Origin of the sequence: Paenibacillus paridis, assembly GCF_006345825.1 — a bacterium.
Taxonomy (GTDB): Bacteria; Bacillota; Bacilli; order Paenibacillales; family Paenibacillaceae; genus Pristimantibacillus; species Pristimantibacillus paridis.
The window spans coordinates 84,073-108,018 of the sequence record NZ_VCIX01000091.1 but is presented as its reverse complement, the minus strand read 5'-3'; the positions used below and the strand labels follow the sequence as shown (position 1 = coordinate 108,018).

At 48.0% G+C, this 23,946-nt stretch carries 21 protein-coding genes; 6 read left to right on the top strand and 15 right to left on the bottom strand.

Annotated features, from left to right (window positions below; all coding sequences use genetic code 11):
• The 5 genes from FJQ58_RS20585 to FJQ58_RS20565 form a co-directional block, all read right to left on the bottom strand.
• A complete protein-coding gene (locus FJQ58_RS20585; RefSeq protein WP_139996674.1) occupies positions 1-816 on the bottom strand; it encodes a carbohydrate ABC transporter permease in 816 nt (271 codons plus the stop codon).
• A gap of 5 nt (positions 817-821) precedes the next feature.
• Positions 822-1,706, bottom strand: coding sequence for a carbohydrate ABC transporter permease (locus FJQ58_RS20580; RefSeq protein WP_139996672.1), 885 nt, complete (start codon positions 1,704-1,706; stop codon positions 822-824).
• A gap of 60 nt (positions 1,707-1,766) precedes the next feature.
• Positions 1,767-3,158, bottom strand: a complete 1,392-nt coding sequence (locus tag FJQ58_RS20575) for an extracellular solute-binding protein (protein WP_139996670.1) — start codon at positions 3,156-3,158, stop codon at positions 1,767-1,769.
• Positions 3,159-3,369: 211 nt separating this feature from the next.
• Positions 3,370-4,416, bottom strand: coding sequence for a response regulator (locus FJQ58_RS20570; protein WP_139996668.1), 1,047 nt, complete (start codon positions 4,414-4,416; stop codon positions 3,370-3,372).
• A complete protein-coding gene (locus FJQ58_RS20565) occupies positions 4,397-6,166 on the bottom strand; it encodes a sensor histidine kinase (protein ID WP_139996666.1) in 1,770 nt (589 codons plus the stop codon). The genes FJQ58_RS20570 and FJQ58_RS20565 overlap by 20 nt, the downstream gene beginning before the upstream one ends.
• A 196-nt stretch (positions 6,167-6,362) precedes the next feature.
• On the opposite strand from FJQ58_RS20565, the gene FJQ58_RS20560 reads away from it, so the two are divergent.
• Together FJQ58_RS20560 and FJQ58_RS20555 are read left to right on the top strand one after the other, a co-directional pair.
• The gene (locus FJQ58_RS20560) at positions 6,363-7,979 is read left to right on the top strand and encodes a copper amine oxidase N-terminal domain-containing protein (protein WP_139996665.1); all 1,617 of its coding nucleotides are present in this window, start codon (positions 6,363-6,365) and stop codon (positions 7,977-7,979) included.
• A 284-nt stretch (positions 7,980-8,263) separates the two neighbouring features.
• A complete protein-coding gene (locus FJQ58_RS20555; RefSeq protein ID WP_202915300.1) occupies positions 8,264-10,498 on the top strand; it encodes a GDYXXLXY domain-containing protein in 2,235 nt (744 codons plus the stop codon).
• 1,176 nt (positions 10,499-11,674) lie between these two features.
• On the opposite strand, the gene FJQ58_RS20550 is transcribed toward FJQ58_RS20555, so the two are convergent.
• Both FJQ58_RS20550 and FJQ58_RS20545 read right to left on the bottom strand, forming a co-directional pair.
• On the bottom strand, positions 11,675-12,133 hold the full coding sequence (locus FJQ58_RS20550) for a hypothetical protein (RefSeq protein ID WP_139996662.1): 459 nt from the start codon (positions 12,131-12,133) through the stop codon (positions 11,675-11,677).
• A 129-nt stretch (positions 12,134-12,262) separates the two neighbouring features.
• Positions 12,263-13,000 carry a MerR family transcriptional regulator gene (locus FJQ58_RS20545; protein ID WP_139996661.1) on the bottom strand — a complete coding sequence of 246 codons (738 nt, stop codon included), beginning with the start codon at positions 12,998-13,000 and terminating at the stop codon, positions 12,263-12,265.
• Between the two features lie 185 nt (positions 13,001-13,185).
• Here FJQ58_RS20545 and FJQ58_RS20540 point away from each other — a divergent pair, with 185 nt between their 5' ends.
• Positions 13,186-13,863: an ABC transporter ATP-binding protein gene (locus FJQ58_RS20540; protein ID WP_139996659.1), complete on the top strand. Its 678-nt coding sequence runs from the start codon at positions 13,186-13,188 to the stop codon at positions 13,861-13,863.
• A gap of 15 nt (positions 13,864-13,878) precedes the next feature.
• Positions 13,879-15,174 (top strand): ABC transporter permease, encoded by a 1,296-nt coding sequence (locus FJQ58_RS20535; RefSeq protein ID WP_139996657.1) that lies wholly within the window; start codon positions 13,879-13,881, stop codon positions 15,172-15,174.
• Between the two features lie 35 nt (positions 15,175-15,209).
• On the opposite strand, the gene FJQ58_RS20530 is transcribed toward FJQ58_RS20535, so the two are convergent.
• Complete coding sequence (locus FJQ58_RS20530) at positions 15,210-15,533, bottom strand: MGMT family protein (protein WP_139996655.1); 324 nt, start codon at positions 15,531-15,533, stop codon at positions 15,210-15,212.
• 423 nt (positions 15,534-15,956) lie between these two features.
• Here FJQ58_RS20530 and FJQ58_RS20525 point away from each other — a divergent pair, with 423 nt between their 5' ends.
• Together FJQ58_RS20525 and FJQ58_RS20520 are read left to right on the top strand one after the other, a co-directional pair.
• The gene (locus FJQ58_RS20525; protein ID WP_139996654.1) at positions 15,957-16,397 is read left to right on the top strand and encodes a DUF1641 domain-containing protein; all 441 of its coding nucleotides are present in this window, start codon (positions 15,957-15,959) and stop codon (positions 16,395-16,397) included.
• Positions 16,398-16,433: 36 nt separating this feature from the next.
• Positions 16,434-17,615, top strand: a complete 1,182-nt coding sequence (locus FJQ58_RS20520; RefSeq protein WP_139996652.1) for an NAD(P)/FAD-dependent oxidoreductase — start codon at positions 16,434-16,436, stop codon at positions 17,613-17,615.
• 190 nt (positions 17,616-17,805) lie between these two features.
• On the opposite strand, the gene FJQ58_RS20515 is transcribed toward FJQ58_RS20520, so the two are convergent.
• The 7 genes from FJQ58_RS20515 to rlmN all read right to left on the bottom strand — a co-directional run bounded on the left by FJQ58_RS20515 (position 17,806) and on the right by rlmN (position 23,777).
• Positions 17,806-18,192, bottom strand: a complete 387-nt coding sequence (locus tag FJQ58_RS20515; protein WP_139996650.1) for a VOC family protein — start codon at positions 18,190-18,192, stop codon at positions 17,806-17,808.
• A gap of 265 nt (positions 18,193-18,457) precedes the next feature.
• Entirely contained in the window at positions 18,458-18,814 is a 357-nt protein-coding gene (locus FJQ58_RS20510) for a hypothetical protein (RefSeq protein ID WP_139996649.1), read from the bottom strand.
• Positions 18,815-18,868: 54 nt separating this feature from the next.
• Positions 18,869-20,065: a ParM/StbA family protein gene (locus FJQ58_RS20505; RefSeq protein ID WP_139996648.1), complete on the bottom strand. Its 1,197-nt coding sequence runs from the start codon at positions 20,063-20,065 to the stop codon at positions 18,869-18,871.
• Between the two features lie 295 nt (positions 20,066-20,360).
• Positions 20,361-20,918 carry a pyridoxamine 5'-phosphate oxidase family protein gene (locus FJQ58_RS20500; protein ID WP_139996646.1) on the bottom strand — a complete coding sequence of 186 codons (558 nt, stop codon included), beginning with the start codon at positions 20,916-20,918 and terminating at the stop codon, positions 20,361-20,363.
• Between the two features lie 32 nt (positions 20,919-20,950).
• The gene (gene greA / locus FJQ58_RS20495; protein ID WP_139996645.1) at positions 20,951-21,430 is read right to left on the bottom strand and encodes a transcription elongation factor GreA; all 480 of its coding nucleotides are present in this window, start codon (positions 21,428-21,430) and stop codon (positions 20,951-20,953) included.
• A gap of 207 nt (positions 21,431-21,637) precedes the next feature.
• Positions 21,638-22,477, bottom strand: a complete 840-nt coding sequence (locus FJQ58_RS20490) for a YitT family protein (protein WP_139996644.1) — start codon at positions 22,475-22,477, stop codon at positions 21,638-21,640.
• A 223-nt stretch (positions 22,478-22,700) separates the two neighbouring features.
• Positions 22,701-23,777: a dual-specificity RNA methyltransferase RlmN gene (rlmN, locus tag FJQ58_RS20485; protein ID WP_139996642.1), complete on the bottom strand. Its 1,077-nt coding sequence runs from the start codon at positions 23,775-23,777 to the stop codon at positions 22,701-22,703.
• Positions 23,778-23,946: the final 169 nt, after the last annotated feature.

Sequence of the window (23,946 nt, the reverse complement as noted above, 5' to 3'; positions counted from 1 at the left end):
TTATTTTACGCCGCCAAAGGTGAGTCCGCGGATCATATATTTCTGAACAATCATGGCAAACAGCAGCACGGGCATAATCGTCACGATGCCGATCGCCGACATCTCGCCCCATACGACGCCGCTTACGGAAAGGAACAGCGTTACTGTCGTAGGCAGTGTGCTTGCGTCCGCGCTCGTCAGGAATAACGCAAATACGAATTCATTCCAAGAATTAATGATGCAAAAAATAGCGGTAGCGATGAGCCCAGGCGTTGCCAGCGGCAGAATCACCTTCATAAATACTTGAAACCGCGAGGCGCCATCCACGAAAGCCGCTTCCTCCAGCGCCAGCGGAATCTCCTCGAAGAAGCTGCGCATCATCCAAATCGTAAACGGGATGTTGAAGAGCATATAACAAATGATGAGCACCAGATGCGTATCGAGCACGCCAAGCAGGCTGGCCATGACAAAGATCGGAATGACCGATGCCATCGGCGGCAGCATTCTAAGGCTAAGCACCCAAAACGCCTTGTTTTCCTTTTTCTTGAACTCGAACCTGGCAAAGCCATAAGCGGCCATGCCGCCAATAAATATCGAAAATAATGTAGTCAACACAACGACGATCGAGCTGTTTCTCAAATAATCAAGCGCATGCCGGTTGGCGAATACATTTTTGTAATTTTCAAAGGTTGGCGAGAAAAACCAAATGCTAGGATCATAGGTTTGCGTTTTTGTCTTCAAGCTGATGATGAGCATCCAGAACAAGGGAAACACGCAGGACACGCATACGATCAGCAGAACAATAGCCGTTCCAATTCCCAATTTTTTCGTACCCATCGGATTCATCCCTTGTTCTCAACCCCTTTCCGGTAAGCCCTAATGAGGATCATGCTGATCACCGTGGTCAGAATGAGCAGAACGACGGAGACTGCTGCCGATCTTCCTACCCAACCGGTTTGGGCAAAGCCCAGGCGGTATACATGCAAGCTCAAAAATTCGGTGGCGCTGCCCGGTCCGCCCTGCGTGAGGGAATACGGGATATCAAAGGTTTTCAACGAATCTATTGCCCGGAAAATAACCGCCAGCAAAATCATGGGCCATAGCAGCGGCATCGTTATGTTTCTAAAAATTTGCAGCCGATTCGCACCGTCGATCGCCGCCGCTTCATACGGGTCGGAAGGCAGCGAGCGGATACCCGCGTAAATGATCAACGCCACGAAAGGGGTGTTTTGCCATACGTCCACGAGTACTGTCGACCAAAAAGCATTTTCGCCGGACAGCCAGATTACCTTTGCCCCTATGAATTGGAGGAAATAGTTAAGCACGCCATATTCAGCGTTCATCATCAGCTTCCAGACCTGGCCCGTAATGCTCGGAGTCATGGCAATCGGTACGATCATGCAAGCAAAGACGAGAAACTTCAGCTTGAATTCTCGGTCCAGCAGCACGGCCAGCCAGAAGCCCAGCAGCAGTTCAACCACGGTAACGATAACCATGAAGCCAAGGCTGATCATGACCGAATACCAGAACTCGGGATCGCGGCCGGAGAACAAGCGGATAAAATTGTCCAAGCCGACAAAGTTGAAGGAAGAGTAACCCAGCTCATAGTCGGAGACGCTTAGCACATACAGAAACAAAGTCGGTATAAAGGTAAGCGCCCCGAGAATAATCATGGCCGGCATAATATATACGAGATGCGGTTTTTTCTGAAAGTAAGAGCGAATCATAGTTGTCACCTTCTCTGCTTTAGCTTATCGAGGCTGCTGGCGCAGCCCCGTTGGTATCCCTTACTTGCCAACAATATCCTCAAGCTCGGTTTGTGATTTCTTCGCGGCTTCCTCTACCGTCATTTCGCCAAACATCGCTGCGCTGACATAGTAGCCGACCCGGTCCAAAATTTGGCCAAGCTTCTCATGCGGCGGAATCCACGAAATTCCTTTTTCCACAAGTACGTTCGCATCGCTTAGCGCTGCTAGCTGTACTGGATACGAAGGATCAGCGGCAACAAGCTCCTCATCCTGATAGATGGATGTGCGAACCGGCACTCCTCCGCCTTCTACGTAAGCTTTGGCGTTCTCCTTGCTGTTCATATAGACGATGAAGGCCCAAGCCGCTTCTTTGTTCTTGGAGAGGGAGGACAGGGACATGTTCCAGCCCGCGAGCGCGCTTGCTTTGCCTTCCGGCCCTTCCGGCGTCGGCACGAAACCAACCTTGTCATAGACTTGCGAACCGGCAGGGTCCAAAATTCTTGTCGCTAGTGCCGTGGCATCCAGCCACATCGCTGCTTTGCCCGTCGTAAACGCAGAGAGCGCTTCTTCATGCGTATAGGAAGCAACATCTTTCGGAGCATTCTTCAGCAAATCCACATAAAACTGCATCGCTTCGACTGTTTTCGGATCGGTCATCGTTACGGCGCCTGTCTTCTGATCAATAAAGCCGCCGCCGAAGTTATACATCACAGTCATAAGGCCCGAAGCGGCATGAATGCCTCGTTGTGCCCTCATCGTTACGCCGTACAACCCATCTTCCTTGCCGTTAAAGAACTTGGCCAATTCCAGAAACTCAGCCATCGTAGCTGGCGGCTGTTTGCCGTATTTCTCGAAGAGGTCCTTGCGGTAGGCAATGAACCTTGTTTCGCCCGCCGTAGGGATACCGTAAGCCTTGCCATCGTATTTGCTGATCCCGTTCCGGTACGCAGGCACGATATCCTCATAATCGAACCAAGCTGGCGTGAGATCTTTATTCACGATATAGGAATCAAGCGGCTCTACGACCTTTTTGGCGCCGTATTCGCTCATCCAGAAGCCGTCGACCATCAACACGTCATAAGTGCCGGTTTTGCCTGTGTAATCCAGCAGCTGCTTGTTCTTGAGGTAGGTTTCCTCCATAACTTCCCATTTCACTTTGATGCCCGTCAGCTTCTCAAAATCCCCGGTCAGCTTCTGGAACGATTCCGTTGACGGATGGCTGGCGAATGCCAGCTTGATTTCTTCGCCGTCGTACTTCTCTTTGATTGTCTTACCCCACGCCTCAAGCGTATCCGTAGCGCCGCCCGATGTTCCTTGCACCGGATCAGCTCCTTTATTCCCCTCGTTCTTGCCGCCGTTATTCCCCCCGCATGCTGAAATGATTGCCACCAGCAGCATTACGACGATGAGCAGAGACCCTTTTTTCCCCATTACCAGACACTCCCCTTATCCTGAATGTTTTGCGTAAGGTTAAGTAACATATATCTGTCACTCATCTTACGAACGCGTTGTTGATACCACAAATAATATCCAAATAAAACGTTTACAACAATGTATTGTAGCGTCCATCCTTGTCTTCACGAAACTAAACTAGTCGAAAAACGAAAAAAACAAACCTTCGCGTGAAGGTTTGTTACATCAATCAACTATTTTTTTCCTTATATTCTAACGGCGATATGCCAAAGTACTTTTTAAATATTTTCGAAAAATAGGGATAATCATTAAAGCCGCATTGTTCGGCCACGATATTAATCTTTGCAGATGCTTCGTTTTTTAATCGCGAGCGCGCCTGCTCCAGCCGGTATTCGCTAATATGCTGCGTGATCGGCTTCTTCATCACTTCCCGAAAGATTTTACTGAGATACGGAGCGCTGACTCCGCAGCCCTCGGCAAGCCCCTGCAGATTCAAGCCGGCATCGCCGTAGCCTTTTTCGATTTTGGCCAGCACATCCTCGACTATCCGTTTATTGCGGGGCGCTCTTCTCTCGGAAACTCTTGCAATTTCGCTTGCCAGGTAACTCTTCCAAACCGCAAACAACTCGTCAGCGGTCGTCGCCGCCTGATTGAGGGAAGGCGCCGTCTCACCAGCCTCCTGCTTGAGATTAAGCAGCAGCTCCGAACGGAAGGAAAGCTGGAAATGCCCCATAATCTGCTTAAGCTCCAGCCAAGAAAAGCCGTATGTCCGGCAATAGGCGCTCCAATCGTCTACAATCCGCTCCATTTCGTTCCGATTCTCGGCCAGTACGTTTTTCACGAGGGACGCGACCGTATCCTTCATAACGCGAATACTATCCACATCCATTTGGGAGGTCCATCTAGCAGGGTCTTTAAGCAGCACCTTAGACATAACCTCGTTTAATCGCTCCTGCGTGATCGGCTTTAGCAAATAATCGGCGACCTGATGCCGCAGCGCCTGCTGGACGTACTCGAATTCCGCGTAGCCGCTCAAGATAATCACGTCCATCTCCGGATCTCGGACCCTTATGCTTTCAATGAGCTGCAAACCGTTCATGACGGGCATCTGAATGTCCGTGATGACAATATCCGGCTTGCGTGCTTCGATTTTCAGCAGCGCTTCCTCGCCGTTCTTTGCTTCTTCAATGTCCGTGATGCTCTTGCTGAATTGCTCCAGCAGCTTTATAATCCCTTTTCGAATGACAACCTCATCATCAACGACTAGAATCCTCACTGTCTTTCCCCTCCTTAGGAAGCCATACTCGAACTGTTACCCCGCCCGTCATCGACTCCTCAAGCGACAGGCCAAATGGTGCGCCATAGCGCAGCCGAATGCGGTGATGCACGTTCAGCAGGCCAATGCCCCGTTTGCGGGTGTCGTCATTTTCCGGTAAATCGCTAAATTCCAGCGCAAAAAGCTCGTTCATCGCTGCCATCGCCAATTCATCCATCCCCTGCCCGTTGTCCTCGATATAGAGGGCGTAGGCCTCCTCGCCAATATCGCCGGCATAAATTTTCAAATAGTAATCACGCTCGCCGATAAACGCGTAATGAAAGGCATTTTCCACGATCGGTTGCAGCGTAAGCTTGATGATGGGGTATGAATTATAAGGCTCCAGCTCATCCAGATCAATCTCGATATCCGGATATCGCTCCTGCTGGATTTCCAAATACGTTCGTACGTGATCAATTTCAACTCGCAGCTCTACCTCGGCCTTCGGATTATCGATCGTGTACCGAAAGAAGTCGGCCATCGCCTTGCTCATCCGGCTGATCGCAGGCACATCATTCAGAATAGCCTGACAATTAATGACCTCAAGCGTGTTATATAAAAAATGAGGATTGATTTGATTTTGCATCGCCAGCAGCGTGGCGTCCTTTTGCTTCATTTCCGCATGAATCTTCTCCATTTCGACCACGTACACTTTATCGATCATGCCGGAGAGGTTCGCAAGCATCTTATTGAAGTTTCTCCCCAGCAGCCCGATTTCATCGGTATACTTGCTCGTAAACCGCACATCCAGATCGCCGATCTCCACCTTCTTCATAAGCTGAAGCAGCTTTTTGATCGGCTGAACGAGCGTAAGCGACAGCACGAACGAAATGAGGAGCGTGAACAGCAAAATAAGAGCGATAACGAGCGGCTGCACGTTTTGAATCTTTCTGACCTTGTCGGAAATGGCCTGCTGGTTAATATAAGCCTGCACTTCAAAGCCGCTGTAGCTGAGCTTCGAATCCATTTTCAAATAGACGGAGCGATTAGCGCTGATATCCGTTGGAAAGGATGAATAGACGATATGTCCCCCCGCATCCTTCAGCTCAATAAGCAGATCCGACGCGGCAAGCAGGCGGAACGCATCGCTGAACAGCTTGCCATTGAGCCGCACGACAAGAATGCCATCCCTGCCTTCAACGTCATATTTCCCCAAGGTCAAATAGATCGTGCTGTAGGATCGGTCCTGATAAAAGAGATGCTCCTTGGTCGGCTTGGACCACAAATCGGTTTCCTTGTTTAAGAAATACCGATACCACGCTTGGCTCCGATAGTCGATATCCGGCACGCGGTCCAGATTCTGATCGTAGATCAGCGTCTCGGCTCCACCCTCATTGCTTTCCTTGATCATAAAAAATACCGATTCCAGCTCGCTGGAGTATTGGGTCCGATACGCTTCAAGCGCCTTCTCTATCCGGCTTCGGTCGGTTGCCTCGATCAGCTCTGAGCCGTTATCAGAATAATAAAAGAAGTAATAAACATTCTGAACGACTCTGTTCAGCTGGTTATCGAGATTGAGACCCGCTTGGTTAATGGAGCGCTGCACGCGCTCCATTTCGTTTTCGGTCAGAATCTTCTCGAAATTATGCTGATAAATATAAACTAGGCTAAATACGCCAACAAACGAGACGATGGAAATCGAAACAAATATTTTCGTGAAAAATTTTCGGTTCATGATCGGATTGACCAAGCTTCGAATAAGCCATTCCATTCCCGTCCACCCCGCTTTGTGTAAGTATGCCAAGCTGTCTGTGTAATAATGCCGTATTATAGCATAATCTCCTCGGCTTCCTTACAAAAAAACAAAGCCAAAATAATTTTCGAAAAAGAGTGATCCAAATATCCATTCCCATCGTGAGCCTTAGTAAGAAAGCAAAACAACCACACACGAGGAGAGTGAATGTACCATGAAAATGAAAAAATGGCTTGCCCCCGTACTTAGCTTATCTCTGCTGCTTCCCGCACTCGCCGGGACGCAAAGCGTTCGTGCAGAATCAATGAAACCAAGTGCAGACACACCCGCAGTAGAGCTTCGAGCAGGGCTGGACTACTTGCTATCGGAGCACTTTACACTTGCTGTAGTCTCAATGACCAAAGCTTACGACGGCGCTTCCGATGCAGCAGCAGCCCAAACCGCACTGAATCAAAATGCGAAAGACATGGTGCCCGCGATCGCTTCGATTTACGGCGAGGCAGGCGCCAAGGAATTTGACCGCATCTTCGCAGCCCATAATGGCTATACCGACAAATATGTAACTGCCGTGAAGGGAAAGGATAGGATGGGGCAAACCGCAGCCCGCAACGAGCTTGAAGCTTTTGCCAAAGAATTTGGTAGCTTCCTTGGAGCCGCGACGGAAGGCAATCTGCCTGCTGCCGCAGCTCAGGATGTTGTTCGGACACACGAGAACCAGGTGCTCGAAGTATTTGACTCCTATGCGGCGGGCAACTATAAGGCGGCATACAGCGAGTTCCGTGAAGGCTTAGGGTTTATGTTCGGGGTCAGCGATGCACTCTCTGGTGCCATTACGACACAGTATCCATCGAAATTCGACAATACGCGTTCGGATACGCCGGCAGGTGACCTGCGTTCCGCACTGAACCACCTAGCCGCAGAGCATTACGCGCTCGCTGTTCTCAGCATGCAGAAGGGTTTCGACAAATCGCCGGCCTACAGCGCGCTGCTGGAAGCGCAGGATGGCAACACCAACGACTTCACCGCAGCGATTTCCTCTATTTATGGCGCTGAAGGCGGCGCAGCGTTCAAGCAAGTATGGACCGGTGACCATATCTTCGCGCAAGACGAGATCGTCAAAGCGGCACTCTCCGGCGATACAGCAGCGATTGCCAAGGCTAGAGCGAAGCTTGATACGTTCTCAACGGAATTTGGCAAGTTTCTTGGTTCCGCTACAGGACAGAACCTGCCGACGGAAGGCGCTACTGCAGCTGTAGCTGCTCATGAGAAGCTTGTACTCGAAGCATTTGATATTTATCAAACCGCTAACAAAGCGGGGCTGTATGACAGCTTCCGCAAGGGCTACAGCTTTATGTTCGGCGTAGGCAAAGCTCTTGGCGGCGCAATCGTTACCCAAAAACCGGAGCTCTTCCAAGTCAAACCACCGGTTACACAGCCCGAGAATCCAAACAACGTAACAACCATCTGGTTCCAGCTTGGCAACAAAACCGCGCAAATCAATGGCAAAAAAGCCATGATGGATGTCGCTCCTTATGTTAAAAACGGCACAACCTTCGTCTCGCTTCGCACATTGACGAATACGCTTGGCGCCGATGTGAAATACGTTCCTGCAAACAAAACAGTTGAGCTTCGATTAGGCGAGGATAAAGTCGTATTCTGGCTAGGCAAAAATGTCATTCAAGTCAACGGCGCTAACGTAACCCTCGATGCTGTCGTTCATATCAAAGACGGACGTACGCAAGTCCCTCTTCGCTTTATCGCAGAATGGCTAGGCTGGAATGTCAACTGGAATGGGGCTAACCAATCTGCCACGTTGACGAAAGCTATGTAATTGAGCGTTAAGCGTGATGAATTAAAATGATCTTCCTAAAATCCTGCTCCGGCGCTTTCAAGCTCCGGGACAGGATTTTTTTGGTATGGTGAGAGGCTAAGGGGAAAGCAATTAAGGCCTATTTGCTGGGCTAGTCGTATTTGAGTAACCGCTTAATCCATCTAATGTCGGGGTAAAAGGTAAGAGAGCCTCCTTGGCAGGTACTATAAAAAGTGAGTACTAGTTGGGTTGCGAATGGGTCATTATAATACAAGACATACCAACAAGAAAGGCAAGTGAGTGCTATGCTTCGATTAAATGTTACCCGTGTCGGTTTTCTCATGGGCGTGTCTCTGCTGCTTGCTGCCATCATCTATTTCTTTGCAGCCAACTGGGGCGGCCTTGGCCGTGCCGATAAAATTTTAGCCTCCGCAGGCATTATGGTCCTGTTCTATGGAGCGTCCTTTATTTTCTCCAAAATGAAAATCATGCTGGGCCACCATTCTTTCCTGTCTGCCATCTTTCTAGTTGGCGGCTGTATCTCGTTTGGGGCTGCCGTCGCTCTGCTTAATCAAATCTACAATTCGCATGCAGATACCTATGAGCTCTTTCTCGTATGGTCAGTTCCGGCGCTGTTGTTTGCTTTTATAACGCGTTTCAGTCCGTTTTATCTTCTCGCCTATACGCTCGTCCATTTGACGTTATGGCAGTACTTTTTCCCGTCTTCGCTGCATGTCTATCATAGTGAAGCCGAGCTTTACCTGATCGGCTGCTTGTTCGCCTTGATCAATCTAATTCTGTTTCTTCTGACCGAAACTAGGCTGCTAGCCTCCGCACCGCTCAAAGCGGTCAGCTTCATCGCTTTCCATACAGCCTTGCTCATCTTAAGCAACTCGTTGCTTTATGAGCGGTACGGCCCTTGGATGAACATCGCATCCGCAGCTGCTATCGCGTTCGGCTTCTATTATTTTAGCCGGGTGCATCTGAATAAAGCCATGCTTACGCTTAACGCGCTGGCTGCATCCGCCTTTGCCATATTCAAGTTTTTGGAGCTGTTATCCGAGCATGCCTCCACAGCCTTTTTTGTCTACGGATTACTCTTTGTGGCTGTCCTGCTCACTGCAAACGTATTTTTCTTCCGTTATTTGAACAAGCTGGATCAGCCCGCTGAAGACCATGAGAAGCAGGCCTCTGACCCAGAGGAAAATAAACATAAAGGTGCGCTTATCGGCAAAATCGTCTCCACCGTCGTCACCATCGTTGGCATATTAATCGGCAGCATCTCGCTTGTTGGCCTAGTATTTCTAGCCTCTGACGGCCAGGACACGGAGTATGTGCTGTTTGTCATCTCGCTGCTATTCATTATTCCCGTCTTGTTCTTGAGCCGCCTGAATGCCGTTGTTCGATACACCATCCTTACGATCGGCTATGCGGCTGGCATGATTGCCATAGCTTGGATTGAGCAGCCACTGCTGACCTTGCTCTTTCTTGTCGTGACGGGTGCCGGCTGGATACGCCTTGACGGGCGAGGCCAGCATCTCTTCATCTACTCGTTATTCAATATCAATATCGCGATCCTGCTGTTTCAATTATTTGAATCCGTTCAGCATGCCTTCTCCTTTATGGTCTTGATTATGGCGGCGCTGAACGCATTGATTTATGCCTGCCATCACCTGCTGGGTGAAGGGGCGCTGCGGCAAAATCTGCGGGAATGCGGCCTGCTGTATACGCTGCTCTTCTTATTTTGGCTGACCTTTATGGACGACATTTTTCCTTATTCGTATGAAGTTTTTAATATCATGAATTTTGTTGCCGTCACTGCTCTGGCCTTCCTATTTGTCCGCCGCAGCCAGGCACTGGAAGCGACCGCGAGCCTCACATTCTGGTTCATCTTTATCGCGTTCAAATATTACGATATCTTCTGGACGCTGCTGCACAAATCCATTACACTCGCGCTGCTTGGCATTCTCATTATTGCGGTCACCTATGTTTTCGCTTACCGGACCCGTGCCCGCGTACCCGAAAATACAGATGAATTCAGCCGCTTACTGAGCAAGAAACCCGTTTTGATCGCCATCGTTATCGTGCTGCAGTTGGGTTACGTCGGTTATCACGCGGCTACTAGCGAGGTGCTGCTGTCCACCGGCAAATCCATCAAGCTCGCCATTGAACCACTGGATCCCCGGTCGCTGCTGCAAGGCGATTATGTAAGGCTGAATTACAGCATCTCCACACCTCCGGAAACTGCACAGCAAGAGCTGGAAAACAGACAGGGGCTAAGCCGAATCAAGGTTGTTTTGCAGGAAGGTGCCGACGGTGTCTATACGTTCGATCGCTTTTATCAAAGCGGAGAAACGATTTCGGCTAACGAGGTCATTATCAACGCTTCCACCAGTGGCTGGCAAAGCCTCTATTACGGAATCGAAACGTTTTTTGTGCCGGAGGGTACTGGGCTCGAAACCGAGCGCAACGCACACTACGCCTATGTAAAAGTTGGCAAAAAAGGCGACGCGCTGTTGGAGAAGCTGAGCAAGGATTAACGGTTAAATGTAAGAAATGGAGTGGGAGTGAAGCGAGTAGATTGATTTGAGAAACGCGGCGTTCGCCCTTGCAGCCTGATTCTGACTTTTATAGGTTCAAAAGAAAGAAAACAAGGAATCTGGCTGCAAGGGGGACTTTATAATCATGCTTGATCCGCTCATGCAACAAGTAGTTCGACTTATATTGGCTGAGGTGGACGGGATGAGCGGGGTGAGCAGGATGGACGGCTGAGAGCAATCCAGGTTTTAATTTAAAAAACTGACCATATTGGCTTGTACCAACTTCTCAAGCACAACCTTTTCCCACCCATTTTGGGCCATCCAACGACCTTTAGATCTACTTTTTAGATCTATTTCCTCAAATTGGGTCATTTATGACAAATTAGATCTATAAAATAGATCTATTTCTCAAAAACTACCCCTTTACCACCCATTTTGGGCCATCCTGCGACCCTTAGATCTACTTTTTAGATCTATTTCCCCGAAATGGGCCTTTCCTGACAAATTAGATCTATAAATTAGATCAATTCCTCAACAAACTGTCTTTTTCTGCCCATTCTCGGTCACACAGCGACCCTTAGATCTACTTTTTAGATCTATTTCCTCAAATTGAGCCTTTCCTGCCAAATTAGATCTATTCCTCACAAATTACCCCTTTCCCACCCATTTTGGGCCACCTCTAGCGACCCTTAGATCTACTTTTTAGACCTATTTCCCCGAAATGGGCCATCTCCGTCAGATTAGATCTATAAATTAGATCTATTCCTCAAAACCTTCCCTTTTCTTGGTCAAGTTCAAATTTGTATGAATGCTCTCATCTAGCTTAGCGGATTGGATATCTACGTTTTTTTGCTACTTATGGTAGGCAGCCATGCACATGAATTTCCGGCTGCTTTCCCAGTGTTTATCCACTGTCATCTACCTCCATCATAAGCTTTTAGCTAGCGAGCAGCAGATTTTCTTGGAGAGATGCAGTTTTTGCAGATAAAGCCTTATTTCCAATCCGTACCTTTGAAATCTATTCAGTTAAAGCGCAAGCCTAAAGAAGGTTCTGATTGATAGACCCCTCCCGTAAGTGGCAGTATTCGACTTAGCAGCTCCTCCTATTCCGATTGGCATAAAAAAAGAGCAGGAACGTACGAAGCCGCCAAGCGGTATACGTCCCTGCTCTATGAATTAGTTTGCCAGCTTGCTCAGCTCTGGAAACTCCTCCAGATAGCCGTTTTTCTCCAGCTCCATGATCGCTTTCCGGATGCTTTGCTCGTCCTCACTGGATTGGTCAGAGAGAGCAAGCAGCTCCTCCAGTGTAATTCCCCTATGCTCCTTGCAATAAGTGAGCAGCCCTTTCGCTGCCCATGACAAGCGGTCATCCTGGAATTCACCGATCATTTTGCGGAACAATTTATGTGGGATTAGCTGTTCATCAACTAATGCTTGCATCGCTTTGATGGCATTTTTGGTGCTCATGCGGCCTTTCTTCGCTACCTCATCTATCGTGAGCGAGGCAGAATCAACCGTGCTCGAGCTAAGCACGATATAAATCATTTGCGAGTAAATATCCAGGCTCGGATTATAAAAGATTTCAGTGGAAACGGTAAAATTTCTTACATTGCTAGGCGTTAGTTCAGTTGTCATTTGGTTGATCTCCCTTCCGATTGGTCTATACCATAATAAAGGTTCGGAAGGTGGGATTCAATTTAGGCTTTATTAAAAAAAGTTAATTGTAACCAGTCTGTAACCTTTCACCTCTGCTCTGCAACCTGTTTATTGGTTCTTAACGGCATAAACGGCCATCGCATCACGCATGAATTTTGCCAACCCTTCGCCAAATTGGTCAATGTTTTTCGTAAACCTCTCATCATCAACATACATTTGGCCCAGTCCTTGGAAGGCTTCAAGGGAATAGCTTCCCATTCGGTTCAGATAAACAAACCATTCATGAATGGCAGCCTGGGACGGTACCGATTCCGGTGATTCACCTCTAAGCGCTGCAAGCCTTTCATAAATGGCGTTCATGCCATTTGCCCAGTTCTCTTGCTCTTGCTTGCTCATTTTGCGAACCTTCGCATTGGCCTGATCTACTCTTTCCTCCCCCCAACGCTCGCGCGCCTCCTGCTCATAGGGATTGCTGTCGAAGTTGAAGCCTTCAAATTTCTGCTCATTCGTCATCTTAATTTCTCCTCTCGCGTCCTGAATGGTCCGGTCAATGGTTTTGATCATCCGCTCCACCTGACGCTGCTTATCTAGCAGCATTTTGCGCTGCAAATGAAGGGCCTCTTCCCGGTTAAAAGAAGGACTGTCCAGTATTTCTTTTATCTTCTTCAAGGGAAAGCCCAGCTCTCGGAAAAACAATATTTGCTGAAGCTGCTCAAGCTCCTGTCCGGAGTAAAGCCTGTAGCCCGCTTCCGTTATGTTCCCCGGCTTAAGCAGTCCGATCTCATCGTAATGATGCAGCGTGCGCACGCTGATCCCGACCAAATCCGCGACTTCCTTTACTTTCATGGCTGTTCGCCTCCCTTATTCATCACTATAGGGTATCACGCAACGTGAGAGTCAATAAGCAAAGTATAAGAATGATGATTGCTAAACCATTATCAAAATCTGCTACATTTTCGGATACGTTACCGTCTTCCTTACAATAGCTAGCCCTACTATGGACGGCAAGCCAAGAAAGGATGTTGACTCATTTGATCGCCATACAGAACGTATCCCATCAATTCCAAATTGGCAAAAAAGACAGCGAGAAGCTCGTTCCTGTCCTAAACCGCGTAAATCTTGTGGTGCAAGCAGGAGAAATCGTATCCGTCCTCGGTCGGAGCGGCTCCGGCAAATCCACGCTACTGAACTTGGCCGCCGGATATATGAGACCTACAAGCGGCAGTATCCGTATCAACGGCACCGAAGTGAGCAGCTACAGCGAAGTGCAGTGGTCGAAGTTCCGGCTGGCCCATATGGGCTTTATTTTCCAGAGCTTTCAGCTAATCACGAGCATGACCGCCTTCCAAAATATTGAGCTGCCCCTAACCCTGAAAGGAATTGAGGAGAAAGAACGTGCCGCGCGGGTAAGAGAAACGATGGAGCTCGTAGGAATGGGGGAATACCAGCACTATTATCCCAGCGAGTTATCGGGCGGGCAGCAGCAGCGGATCGGCATTGCAAGAGCCATGGTGCTGCGCCCTGCCCTTATTCTAGCGGATGAACCAACGGGCAGCCTTGACAGCGAGACCGAGCAATCGGTGCTGGACTTCATTCGGCAATTGAATCGGGATTGGGGTACTACGTTTCTTATGATTACACATGACGCCGAGGTAGCTTCCATTGCACACCGTTCGGTCACCATTCATAACGGACAAATCGTTGGATAGGAGCGAAGAATACTGATGAAATGGAAAGATAAATATCGTTTTGTGAAGCAAAATATGAAGAGAAACAAATCAAGGCTGTTCATGACGATCTTAGCAACGGCTATGGGCTGCTGCTTTCTTGTCGTGCTAGCCTCCATCGGCTTTGGCTTTCAGAAGAGCATAACGGAGGAGATTACTTCTTTCGGCAAGATTACGGAGGTTTCCATCTACGGAAAAACAAATACAAGCGCTGAGCCAGACAACGGTTTTTCGCTTTATTCCATGGAGGAAGTGAAGCAGTTCGAGGGCATCCCCCATGTGGCATCCGTTGTTAGGCAAAATATGGTCAGTCTATCCGCGCGCTACACGTATGACGATTATGCCAGGGAGACTGATTATTCTCCTGTATTTACGGTGATGGAGGCCGAGAAGCACGGTAAGCTCGAGCTCTCCGAGGGAAGGTTCCCCTTGGCCCCGAACGAAATGCTCGTTGGTTATGATTTTGCCGAATCTCTCCTGCAAGCCGGCAAGCCGGACAAGCCCTATTCAGCCAGTGTGCTAAATAAGGAAATTAGCATGATGTTAACTCAACCGGTTGACGCTGAGGGAAACAAGCCAGCGTCCATGGAGCTTAAAGCAACTGTGGTTGGCATTCTGAAGGAGCCGGCCAAAAACTGGCTGCAGGATGCGAGCGTTATTATGGATCAACGGAACATTATAACCCTTCAACCTCTGCTGGCCTTGGAAGAGCAATCTCTCGTTGATCATTACCAGAACGTGCTTGTGTATGCCGATGATATGCAGCATGTGTCCGGCATCGCTAAAACGATCAAGGAAGCAGGCTACAATGCCTATTCTGTCGCTAGCGAGCTGACGAAGGTGGATTCCGTCTTCCTCTTCGTGAAGCTTGGCCTCTTGTTTGTCGGAGCCATTGCCGTCTTGATCGCAGCGATTGGCATTTATAATACGATGACGATGGCCGTTACCGAGCGGACACAGGACATTGGTATTATGAAGGCTATTGGCGCTTCCCCTTCTTCAATCCGGAGTATCTTTCTAATCGAGAGCAGCTTTATCGGCATCGTCGGTACACTGATTGGCACGATCGTTGCATTCGGCGTAAGCTTGGCAGCCAATCGGCTTATTCCGATTATTTTAAGCAAGCAAAACGAGAGTAACGAACCGATGAATTTTGTATTCAGCGATATCCCGTTTTCGTTAATAGGGGTGTCAGCAGCCATTAGCATCGGCATTGCTATTCTATCTGGCATGCGGCCTGCCCGCCGCGCTACTGAAGTCGATGTGCTGAAAGCTCTTCGAAGAGACTTGTAGCCTAAATACAAAGCTAGCTCATCCGAAAAGAAGGGCTAGCTTTGTTCCGCTTCAGCTGGGCAATAACGGTACTTATCCAAATCAACAGTGCCCTCTCGGCTGACCTGTACGCCTTCCCCGTCTAAATACAGGATTTGTATATCGCGTGATTCCACGTCCCTTATGGCAATCTCGCCCTTCGCATTCACTACCCGGTGCCAGGGAAGCTTATGCGCGCCGCTTAAGGAATGTAGTATCCGGACTACCTGACGCGCCGCTCTTCGGCTGCCCGCCTGCTCAGCAATTTGCCCATAGGTCATCACAGAGCCCTCTGGAATAGCTTTAATCACTTGAATGACTCTCTCTGTAAAAGGCTGCATAGGTATTCTCGCTCCTCGCTATAAAAAGTAACTGCATATGAACTGCTGTATTAGATTACACTAAAAGGTAGTCATACCGATAAAATCGAAGTCGTCGCCGTTAAAAATCGACTTTTGGCAGCTTCTGAGCGCCCTTTGGAAGCAAAGGCAATATTTTTTTTGAAAAGTTATAAATTTCTTTTTAACTTTTGGCCAAAACGATGTAGAATAGAAGCAAAGGGTTTGAATCCGATTACGTCATACTGCTATCACATCTATCTCCTGTATTTGGGAGATGAGGCTGTTACGTGCGCACAGACATTTTTTCGTAAAACTATGTGAAAAGTGTAACAATCTTTTAAGGATGCATCCTTACCTTTAGCGGCTGGCACAATTGAGACTACAACTTACTTTCAAAATTTACGTAAAGGAGGACATTCTAATATGTCACAACCATCTGCTGGACAAGAGGTCGCAGCTAGCCTCGTTGAAGAAAAGCAAACGTTAGATGTACTTGATCAGTTATTGAAGCCGGAGGTTCAACAGTCGTTGACTGTGCTCGTGGACAACCTTCCTAAGCTAGCTGAAATGGTCACGCTAATGACAAAAGCTTACGACTTCGCGCAAGGCATTGCTACAGACAAAGTGTTGATCAACGATTTCGCTCAAGGTATCGGTGAATTCGTCAAACCGGTTCAAGAAAAAGCAAAAGGTATCGCTACTGCAGCTATGGAAGCTGGCGAGCGCTCACAAGAGGCAGCTGGTTCGTCAGTGGGCCTGTTCGCTATGTTGAAAATGCTAAAAGATCCGGAAGTTCAAAAAACGCTACGCTTTGCGCAAGCTTTCTTGAGCGTATTGTCCGAACGCAAAAACGAAAAAGCATAATACACCGAATACGTATAGAACGAACGGAGGATGAACATGTCGAAGCAAATTTTAATTCTTGGTGGCGGCTATGGCGGTCTTCTTACTGCTCTTACAGCACGCAAGCATTTGACACCAGCAGAAGCGAGCATTACTATCGTTAACCGTTTTCCTACGCACCAAATCATTACCGAGCTGCACAGACTTGCAGGAGACACTATCGCTGAGCAAGCGGTCGCACTTCCGCTTAGCAAGCTTCTTGGTGACAAGCACGTTAATATCATCGTTGATTCGGTTAAAGAAATCAAACCTGACGATAAACAAGTCGTTCTTGCAAGCGGCCAGGTTCAAAAGTACGATACGCTTGTCGTAGCCCTAGGCAGCGAAACAAACTACTTTGGTATCCCGGGACTGGAAGAGAACAGCCTTGTTCTTAAATCCGTTGCCGATGCTAACAAGATCCGCAAGCATGTTGAGGATCGTCTTGACGCTTACAAAAAATCAGGCAACAAAGCAGACGCAACGATCGTTGTTGGCGGCGGCGGCTTGACTGGCGTTGAGCTTGTAGGCGAATTCGCGGACAGACTTCCTGAAGTTTGCCGCAGCAAAGGCATTGATTTCAATGACATTTCGCTATATTGCGTAGAAGCCGGCCCAGCCGTTCTGCCAATCTTCCCGAAAGTGTTGATTGACCGTGCCGTAACAAGCCTTGAGAAACGCGGCGTAAACTTTATTACGAGCGTAGCGATCACGGAAGCTACAAAAAGCTCTGTATCCCTCAAAGACGGACGTACGATTGAATCCAGCACGATCATCTGGACTGGCGGCGTAAAAGGCAACCCTGTTGTCGGCAGCAGCGGCCTTGCAGAAGACCGCGGCCGTTCGACCGTTACGCCAACCTTGCAATCGACTTCGCATGCTGACGTATTCCTGGCTGGCGACTGCGCGGTTGTATTCCCAGAGGGAGGCGACCGTCCTTACCCTCCAACAGCTCAGCTTGCTTGGCAAATGGGCGAAACGGTAGGCTACAACCTAGCGGTTCAAATTAAAGGCGGCGTTATGGACAAATTCGTGCCGGTATTCTCCGGTACGCTTGGAAGCCTTGGCCGCAAAGACGGCGTAGGCACAATTGGCGGCAACGCGACACAATTGAAAGGTTTGCCTGCATCGCTTATGAAGGAAGCAAGCAACATTCGTTACCTATCGCATATCCACGGTCTATTCGCGCTAGCGCACTAATCTGTAATCACAAGGAGAAACGGCTTCGCCGCCCTCTGCAAGAGGAGGTTAACCGTTTCTCATCGTAATATAAGGCTGCTCTTACTTCATTGTTCCCAACATAAAAAGCCTTATATTGCAAAATAGGCCGCCAGGGAGATCATCCCTTGCGGCCTATTTAGGTATTTCACATAGCCTTTAAGTCGCGCGCTCAGCAGCTGATCATCCATTGAACGCCGAATTTATCCTCTAATTGTCCGTACATACCGCCCCAAAATACTGGCTCGAGTGGGTGCAACACGTTGCCGCCTGCTGAGAGGTTATTGAACGCTTCCCTGCCTTCATCACCGGATTCGAAATATAAATTCAAGCTGAAGCCATTCCCGCGCGTAAGGGGATCAAGCAAGTCAGCCATAAAGAAGGTTACCCCGCCAGCAGTCAGGCACATATGCATGACTTTGTCTTTATTTGCCCCATGAGGCTCCGGCCCGTCTCCAAACGTCATAACAGACTGGATCTCGCCGCCAAGCGCTCCAATATAAAAGTCAGCTTGTGCTCGGGAGTCCTCCGAAAATAAGAACGGTTTAAGCGTAGCCACTCTTCATCATCCTTTCGTTTGAAATCCAATTATTGGTACTATCTAACTCATTATAGCAGTTTAAAGAGATTATCATTTCTTATGGATTGCTCTTTATAAAGCATCATTTTCAACTGTAAACCCGAAATAAAAGTTTGGTATTTCACACAAAAATACCGAGAAACACTTAGTGTCTCTCGGTATTACTTAATGTTATTATATATTCCCCAGTAACTCCAAATTTACTCAATATTAGGTATTACCAAGTATCATCAAGTGATATTTTCTAGCTCCATGCCTCAATATCGTCGTCATCTATCTCTTCTTCCACTACTGGTTCAGGCACAGAAACTGCCTCTCGCGGCGCTTCGGAAGCGGCTGCCATTTGCGCTAAAGCTGCGGTATTTGGAGAGAAATCGCCCTCTGTCCGCGGCAAGCCGGAGCTGCCTTGAAGCAAATTTCGCTCCATGGGAACAAACGCCTGCAGGTTGCGCACGCCATTTTGCGCGATCTCGCTTTCCACCAAATATCGCAGAGAGTCCATGAGGTTGGTTTGCGAATTCAACCATTGCATCACCAAAGGATCCTCGTTTTTTTTCGTCTTCAAGCTGATATTATCACCGGGAAGCTTTGTTTTCTTCATCAAGAGTCACCTACCAGAATCCGTTAGATTATGCCCCAGATCGAGCTGCTTTTGTTATGCAGGCTGAACCGCCTTGTTTTTCAGCGCCTCGTAAATTTTGCCCCGCACAAACGCATCAAGCCCCATCGCATTTAAAAGTACGGCATACTCAGCCGGGATATATAGCAGCTGCATTTCTCTTTCCGCGCAAAGCTCCTTAAGCTGCGGATAAAGGACCGAGCGCATGAGGATGCTTCCTCCGCCGTATACGCAGATCAGATCAATCTCATTACGCGCTTTGGTGAGCTGTTTCTTCACATGCTGTACGATTTGTCTGACTTGGCTCTCCAGTGGACGCTTCAACGTTTTAAGAGCTCTAGCATGATATTTATGCTTCGGGTTCTTAATCACGTCACTGAAGAACTGCCGCGGGCTATCCGGCAAATGAATCAAGCGATTAAACTCCTGAAGCGCTTCTTCAATCGCATAACCAGCGCCGTGGTGGCTGCCGTGCACGAATTGACGCAAAAATTTATTGCCTTCTGTAATCGGATACTCCGTCGAACCGTCGCCGATATCAATATGGAGAATCCGCTTATCTTTGAAATAGCTGCCGTTAAATTTCTTCTCAATGCCGTAGGATTGCAGGAAATCATCAAAGATCTCGCCTTCTCTCCAGCCGCCTGCCGAATCCTTCTGAAGGGTGAAAATTACCGGTGTCGCTTCAGGTACAACCTTGGCGAACGGGAATACAATTTTCACGGCAACGCGCTGAATGCCCAAATGCACCGTCACATGATGCGTACCAGAAGTGAAGCGCTTCTCGAACTTCGCGGAAGTCTCATCCGTGTGCTGCGTCACAGGCAAGGCCGTTGCCATATCGGCCTCAACATCGATTTGCACTGGTATTTTCTTCTCTTCCTCATACGCCTTCTGAACCGCCATCGCTGCAATTTGTGCAAGCGTATTGATCACCGGCAGATCCATATCGCTCTTCATATCGATACCGATTTGGAGGTTGTCCAATATTTCGCCGCTCTCCAGAGCAAACTTACCGACATAATACATGCCTGGTCTTGCAGCGGGCGAATCAATCGTTACGACGAGCTGATCCTGCAAGTTCTTGATAAAGCTCTCGGGCGATTGCTCCTCGCTCCACGGGAGCTCGTCCACCGTACAATTGACATTGGGCTGTTGGATCAACTTACCGTCAATGATCAGATCATGTTCGCTGTTTCCGTTATCGTTGCCTACAAAAAAATGATAATTCATAATAGCTTTCCTCCTAGAAAAGGTTTTGGAAAACAAATCTGGCTTCCAAGGTGTATGTTCGCGCCTAGCATATTCCTAAGTATTACTTTGCCATACAAAGTATTAGTTTACATCAAACCTGAGTCCCATACCGCATTAATCTTTTCTCATCTAATTTTGTCGGATTATGAATGACTGGATCAGATGGACAGCAAAGGTGTCGGAACCAGCCCCTAAAGCGAAAAAAAGCTAACCCCTCATCGTTGGATTAGCTGATTTCGCAGCCCGCTTCAGAAGCAGGCTTTGGCAAATGGAATTAGATAAGCTTAGAGCCTAAAGGCGTTGGCATTCCATCAATGGTCTTTCTGTTTTTCTCATGCCAATATTTCTTTAAGCCTGCTTCGCCCTGCTGAACCGACCAGCGCTGCAGCGTCTCCCGTTCCCCCGTATAAGACATAAACGGAATGGAATATCCGCAGGAGGTCTGTACCAAATGAACGTCAATCTCGATAATTTGCCTTGCGCCCGGAAGGGGCGTGAAGAGCGGATAAAGCTCCCCCCACTCCGGCGTGTCGGGCAGTACGACCGTCCCTGTTCCATACAGCCTCAAGATGTTAGGAGCGCCCTCAAACGCACAGAACATGATGGTAATTCGCCTGTTCTCATCGATATGCGCACTCGTTTCATTTCCGCTGCCCGTTAAATCCAGATACGCCACGCGGTTAGGGGACAAAATCCGCAGCGAGTCATGCCCCTTAGGTGAAATATTGACATGCCCTTCTTCCGATAACGGCGCTGATCCTACGAAAAAAATATGCTGCTGGCGAATAAACGCCTCATGCTGCGGGAGCATCGCGTCAAATTGTTTTCCCATCTGCCATCACCCTTTGTTATAGGTATGAATGATTACATTGCTCTAATTTCAAGAAGCTCGTATTTAATGACGCCCATCGGTGCGTTGACATGAATAATGCTGCCTACGCTCTTGCCAATAAGCTCCTTGCCCAGCGGGCTCTCATAAGAAATCTTATTATCGGCAACGTCTGCTTCTTCCGTTCCTACGATCTTATATTCGATCTTCTCACTGAATTCAATATCGTTCAAAATAACGGTTAAGCCAATGTTCACCTTCGAGAGATCTAAGCTTTTCTCTTCAATGACGCGGGCTTTCTTCAGCATTTTATCCAAAATGAGAATTCTCGTTTCCATAAAGGACTGGTCGTTTTTGGCCGAATGATATTCGCTGTTTTCCTTAAGATCGCCGTAGCTGATCGCCAGCTTAATCCGGGCAGCCAGCTCTTTGCGCTTTACATACTTGAGATCGTCAAGCTCCGCTTGCAGCTGCGCCAAGCCCTCTTTGGTCAAAATCACTTCGTCTTTCGACATTTCAACAACTCCCATTTGCTTTCTTGCTCTAATCTTACTCTATATTCGGAAAATAAGCGAAGAACGATGACTGGCAATTCGCATTATTTATTCATAAGTGTCCGCAGTTTGGACAATAAAGCGAAATAATGATGACCAATAAATAGCCATAAAAATAAGCCTCCCGCTCTAAAAAAGCAGGAAGCCCTTTATCCCCGTGGGGATGCGCTATTTTGAAATATCAATAAAACCTTCGCCAAATACGTCGCGCACATCATGGATTGTAATAAATGCGCTCTTATCCGCCGCCTTGACGATTTTCTTTAGCTGACTAAGCTCCTGCTTGCTAATGACGATATAGAGAATCTCCTGGGGCGTCTTTGTATAATAGCCGCGGCCATAAATAACGGTAACGCCACGGTCCATCAATACGTTGACTTGCTCGGCAATTTTGTCCTGCTCCTTGGAAATAATTGTGACCGCCTTTTTCGGATTCACGCCCTCGATGATAAAATCCATCACCTTCGTTCCGATATACAGCATAATGATTGTCAGCATCAGCGCCTGCGCTCCAATGATAAAATAAGAAGAGAACGCTACAATCAGATCGAAGAACAGCAGCGCGTAGCTGATATTCCAGTCTAAGTACTTGTTCGCAAGCCGTGCCAGGATCGCCGTACCCGCCGTTGTGCCTCCGACCCGAATAATCATGCCAATCCCTATGCCCGCGAATAAACCGCCAAATACAGCATTTACGGTGATCTCATCCGATGCAATGGACCAGCTCTCGGTTAAGACCAGAAAAAAGGAATGAAATATCACTGCTGCAATCGTATAGACCACCGTTCTTTTATCCAGAAAACGATAGCCAATAAGCAGCAAAAAGGAATTAAAGATTAAACTGACGATCCCCGGCGACCAATCGAATAAATAATATAAAATAATTGTTATCCCGGTAACGCCGCCTTCGCCAAGCTCATTCGGAATAACAAATAAATTGATAGCTAGCGCAAATAAAAACGCTCCTGCCATAATAATAAGCAGGTCCAATAATACCTTCTTCTTCATCAAGTTCATACACCCTTCTCAGCTAAAAATAACGCCGTATAGCAAATTCATCTTATCAGAAATTGTCATGGAGCAGAAGACTGTCACGTTAACGCAATACCCTAATAAAACTGCACTCCTCCAACCAGCTTCGCTCTAACAAACTATACATCCTGATATTTTAAAAATAAGGGCGCTCCCTATAAGCACTATGCTTATGGAAACGCCCCGTCCTACTCCTCTATTATCCAAGCTGAAGCTCCTTGGATTTTTTGATTTGCTTGCTTCGTAGCTGCCCGCAGGCCGCGTCAATATCGGTGCCGTGCTCTAGACGCACGCTCACGCTGACGCCTTGCTTCTTCAGCGTATCGTAGAACGCGCGAATCGTTTCGCGGTCTGTCCGTTGATACTGGCTGTGCTCATCCACCGGATTGTAAGGGATGAGATTCACATTAGCCAAGCTGCGGCGGTTACCGATGAGCTCCGCAAGCTCCAAGGCATGCTCGCGCTGATCATTGACATCCTTGAGCAAAATGTACTCAAGCGTAATTCTGCGGTTGGTTTTCTCTAAATAATAATCGATCGACTGCATCAATTTCTCAATTGGAATCGCCTTGTTGATTTTCATAATGCGCGTTCTCAGCTCGTTATTAGGCGCGTGCAAAGAAACCGCAAGGTTAACCTGCAGGTCGGAATCCGCAAACTCCACGATTTTGTTCGCAAGTCCGCTTGTAGAAACCGTAATATGCCTTGCCGCAATCGCAAGGCCCTTCTGGCTCTTGACCACGCCGATAAAATCGGTCATGTTCTGGAAATTATCGAAGGGCTCGCCAATGCCCATAACGACCACATGGCTTACATGCTCGTCTTGCTCCATACGGTCCAGATGCAATTGCGCCTGCATAATCTGCTCTACGATCTCGGCGCTGGAGAGATCACGGCTCTTCGCCAGCAGCCCGCTTGCGCAGAAGCTGCAGCCGATGTTGCAGCCCACTTGGGTTGTCACGCACACCGAAAGCCCGAATTTATGCCTCATGAGAACCGTCTCAATCAAGTTGCCGTCCTTCAGCTTGAACAAAAACTTGTTCGTCCCGTCAGCGGATTCCTGCCTGGTATGCTCCGTAAGCGTCTGGATAACAAAATGCTCCTCCAGCAGCGCAAGGCACTCTTGCTTCACATCCGTCATCTCTGCGAAACTAGTTACCCGCTTCCGGTAAAGCCATTCCCATACTTGAGAAGCACGGAATTTCGTAAAGCCATGTCCGTTCAGCCATTCCGTTAATTGTTCAAATGTTAATCCATATATAGATTCTTTACTCATGCGATAGCCTCTTTTCAAAACGCCATAATTCAGTCCTGCTTTGACCAGTCTGCCGAAACGTATAATCTGCTTATTATTGTCCCAAAATTGCACCATTAAAACAAGTAGAATCGGGGCATTTATTTTGAATAAAAAATACCTATTGACTTGGTGTTAACACCAAGTTGTA

Coding starts and splice junctions, on each gene's coding strand:
- FJQ58_RS20545 (WP_139996661.1), bottom strand. CDS start 13,000: ATGAAAGTAAAGGAAGTCGCGGATTTGGTCGGGATCAGCGTGCGCACG.
- FJQ58_RS20550 (WP_139996662.1), bottom strand. CDS start 12,133: ATGACAACTGAACTAACGCCTAGCAATGTAAGAAATTTTACCGTTTCC.
- FJQ58_RS20500 (WP_139996646.1), bottom strand. CDS start 20,918: ATGGGAAAACAATTTGACGCGATGCTCCCGCAGCATGAGGCGTTTATT.
- rlmN (WP_139996642.1), bottom strand. CDS start 23,777: ATGAGTAAAGAATCTATATATGGATTAACATTTGAACAATTAACGGAA.
- FJQ58_RS20575 (WP_139996670.1), bottom strand. CDS start 3,158: ATGGGGAAAAAAGGGTCTCTGCTCATCGTCGTAATGCTGCTGGTGGCA.
- FJQ58_RS20535 (WP_139996657.1), top strand. CDS start 13,879: ATGAAATGGAAAGATAAATATCGTTTTGTGAAGCAAAATATGAAGAGA.
- FJQ58_RS20585 (WP_139996674.1), bottom strand. CDS start 816: ATGGGTACGAAAAAATTGGGAATTGGAACGGCTATTGTTCTGCTGATC.
- FJQ58_RS20580 (WP_139996672.1), bottom strand. CDS start 1,706: ATGATTCGCTCTTACTTTCAGAAAAAACCGCATCTCGTATATATTATG.
- FJQ58_RS20565 (WP_139996666.1), bottom strand. CDS start 6,166: ATGGAATGGCTTATTCGAAGCTTGGTCAATCCGATCATGAACCGAAAA.
- FJQ58_RS20560 (WP_139996665.1), top strand. CDS start 6,363: ATGAAAATGAAAAAATGGCTTGCCCCCGTACTTAGCTTATCTCTGCTG.
- FJQ58_RS20525 (WP_139996654.1), top strand. CDS start 15,957: ATGTCACAACCATCTGCTGGACAAGAGGTCGCAGCTAGCCTCGTTGAA.
- FJQ58_RS20505 (WP_139996648.1), bottom strand. CDS start 20,065: ATGAATTATCATTTTTTTGTAGGCAACGATAACGGAAACAGCGAACAT.
- FJQ58_RS20510 (WP_139996649.1), bottom strand. CDS start 18,814: ATGAAGAAAACAAAGCTTCCCGGTGATAATATCAGCTTGAAGACGAAA.
- FJQ58_RS20555 (WP_202915300.1), top strand. CDS start 8,264: ATGCTTCGATTAAATGTTACCCGTGTCGGTTTTCTCATGGGCGTGTCT.
- FJQ58_RS20490 (WP_139996644.1), bottom strand. CDS start 22,477: ATGAAGAAGAAGGTATTATTGGACCTGCTTATTATTATGGCAGGAGCG.
- FJQ58_RS20520 (WP_139996652.1), top strand. CDS start 16,434: ATGTCGAAGCAAATTTTAATTCTTGGTGGCGGCTATGGCGGTCTTCTT.
- greA (WP_139996645.1), bottom strand. CDS start 21,430: ATGTCGAAAGACGAAGTGATTTTGACCAAAGAGGGCTTGGCGCAGCTG.
- FJQ58_RS20530 (WP_139996655.1), bottom strand. CDS start 15,533: ATGCAGCCTTTTACAGAGAGAGTCATTCAAGTGATTAAAGCTATTCCA.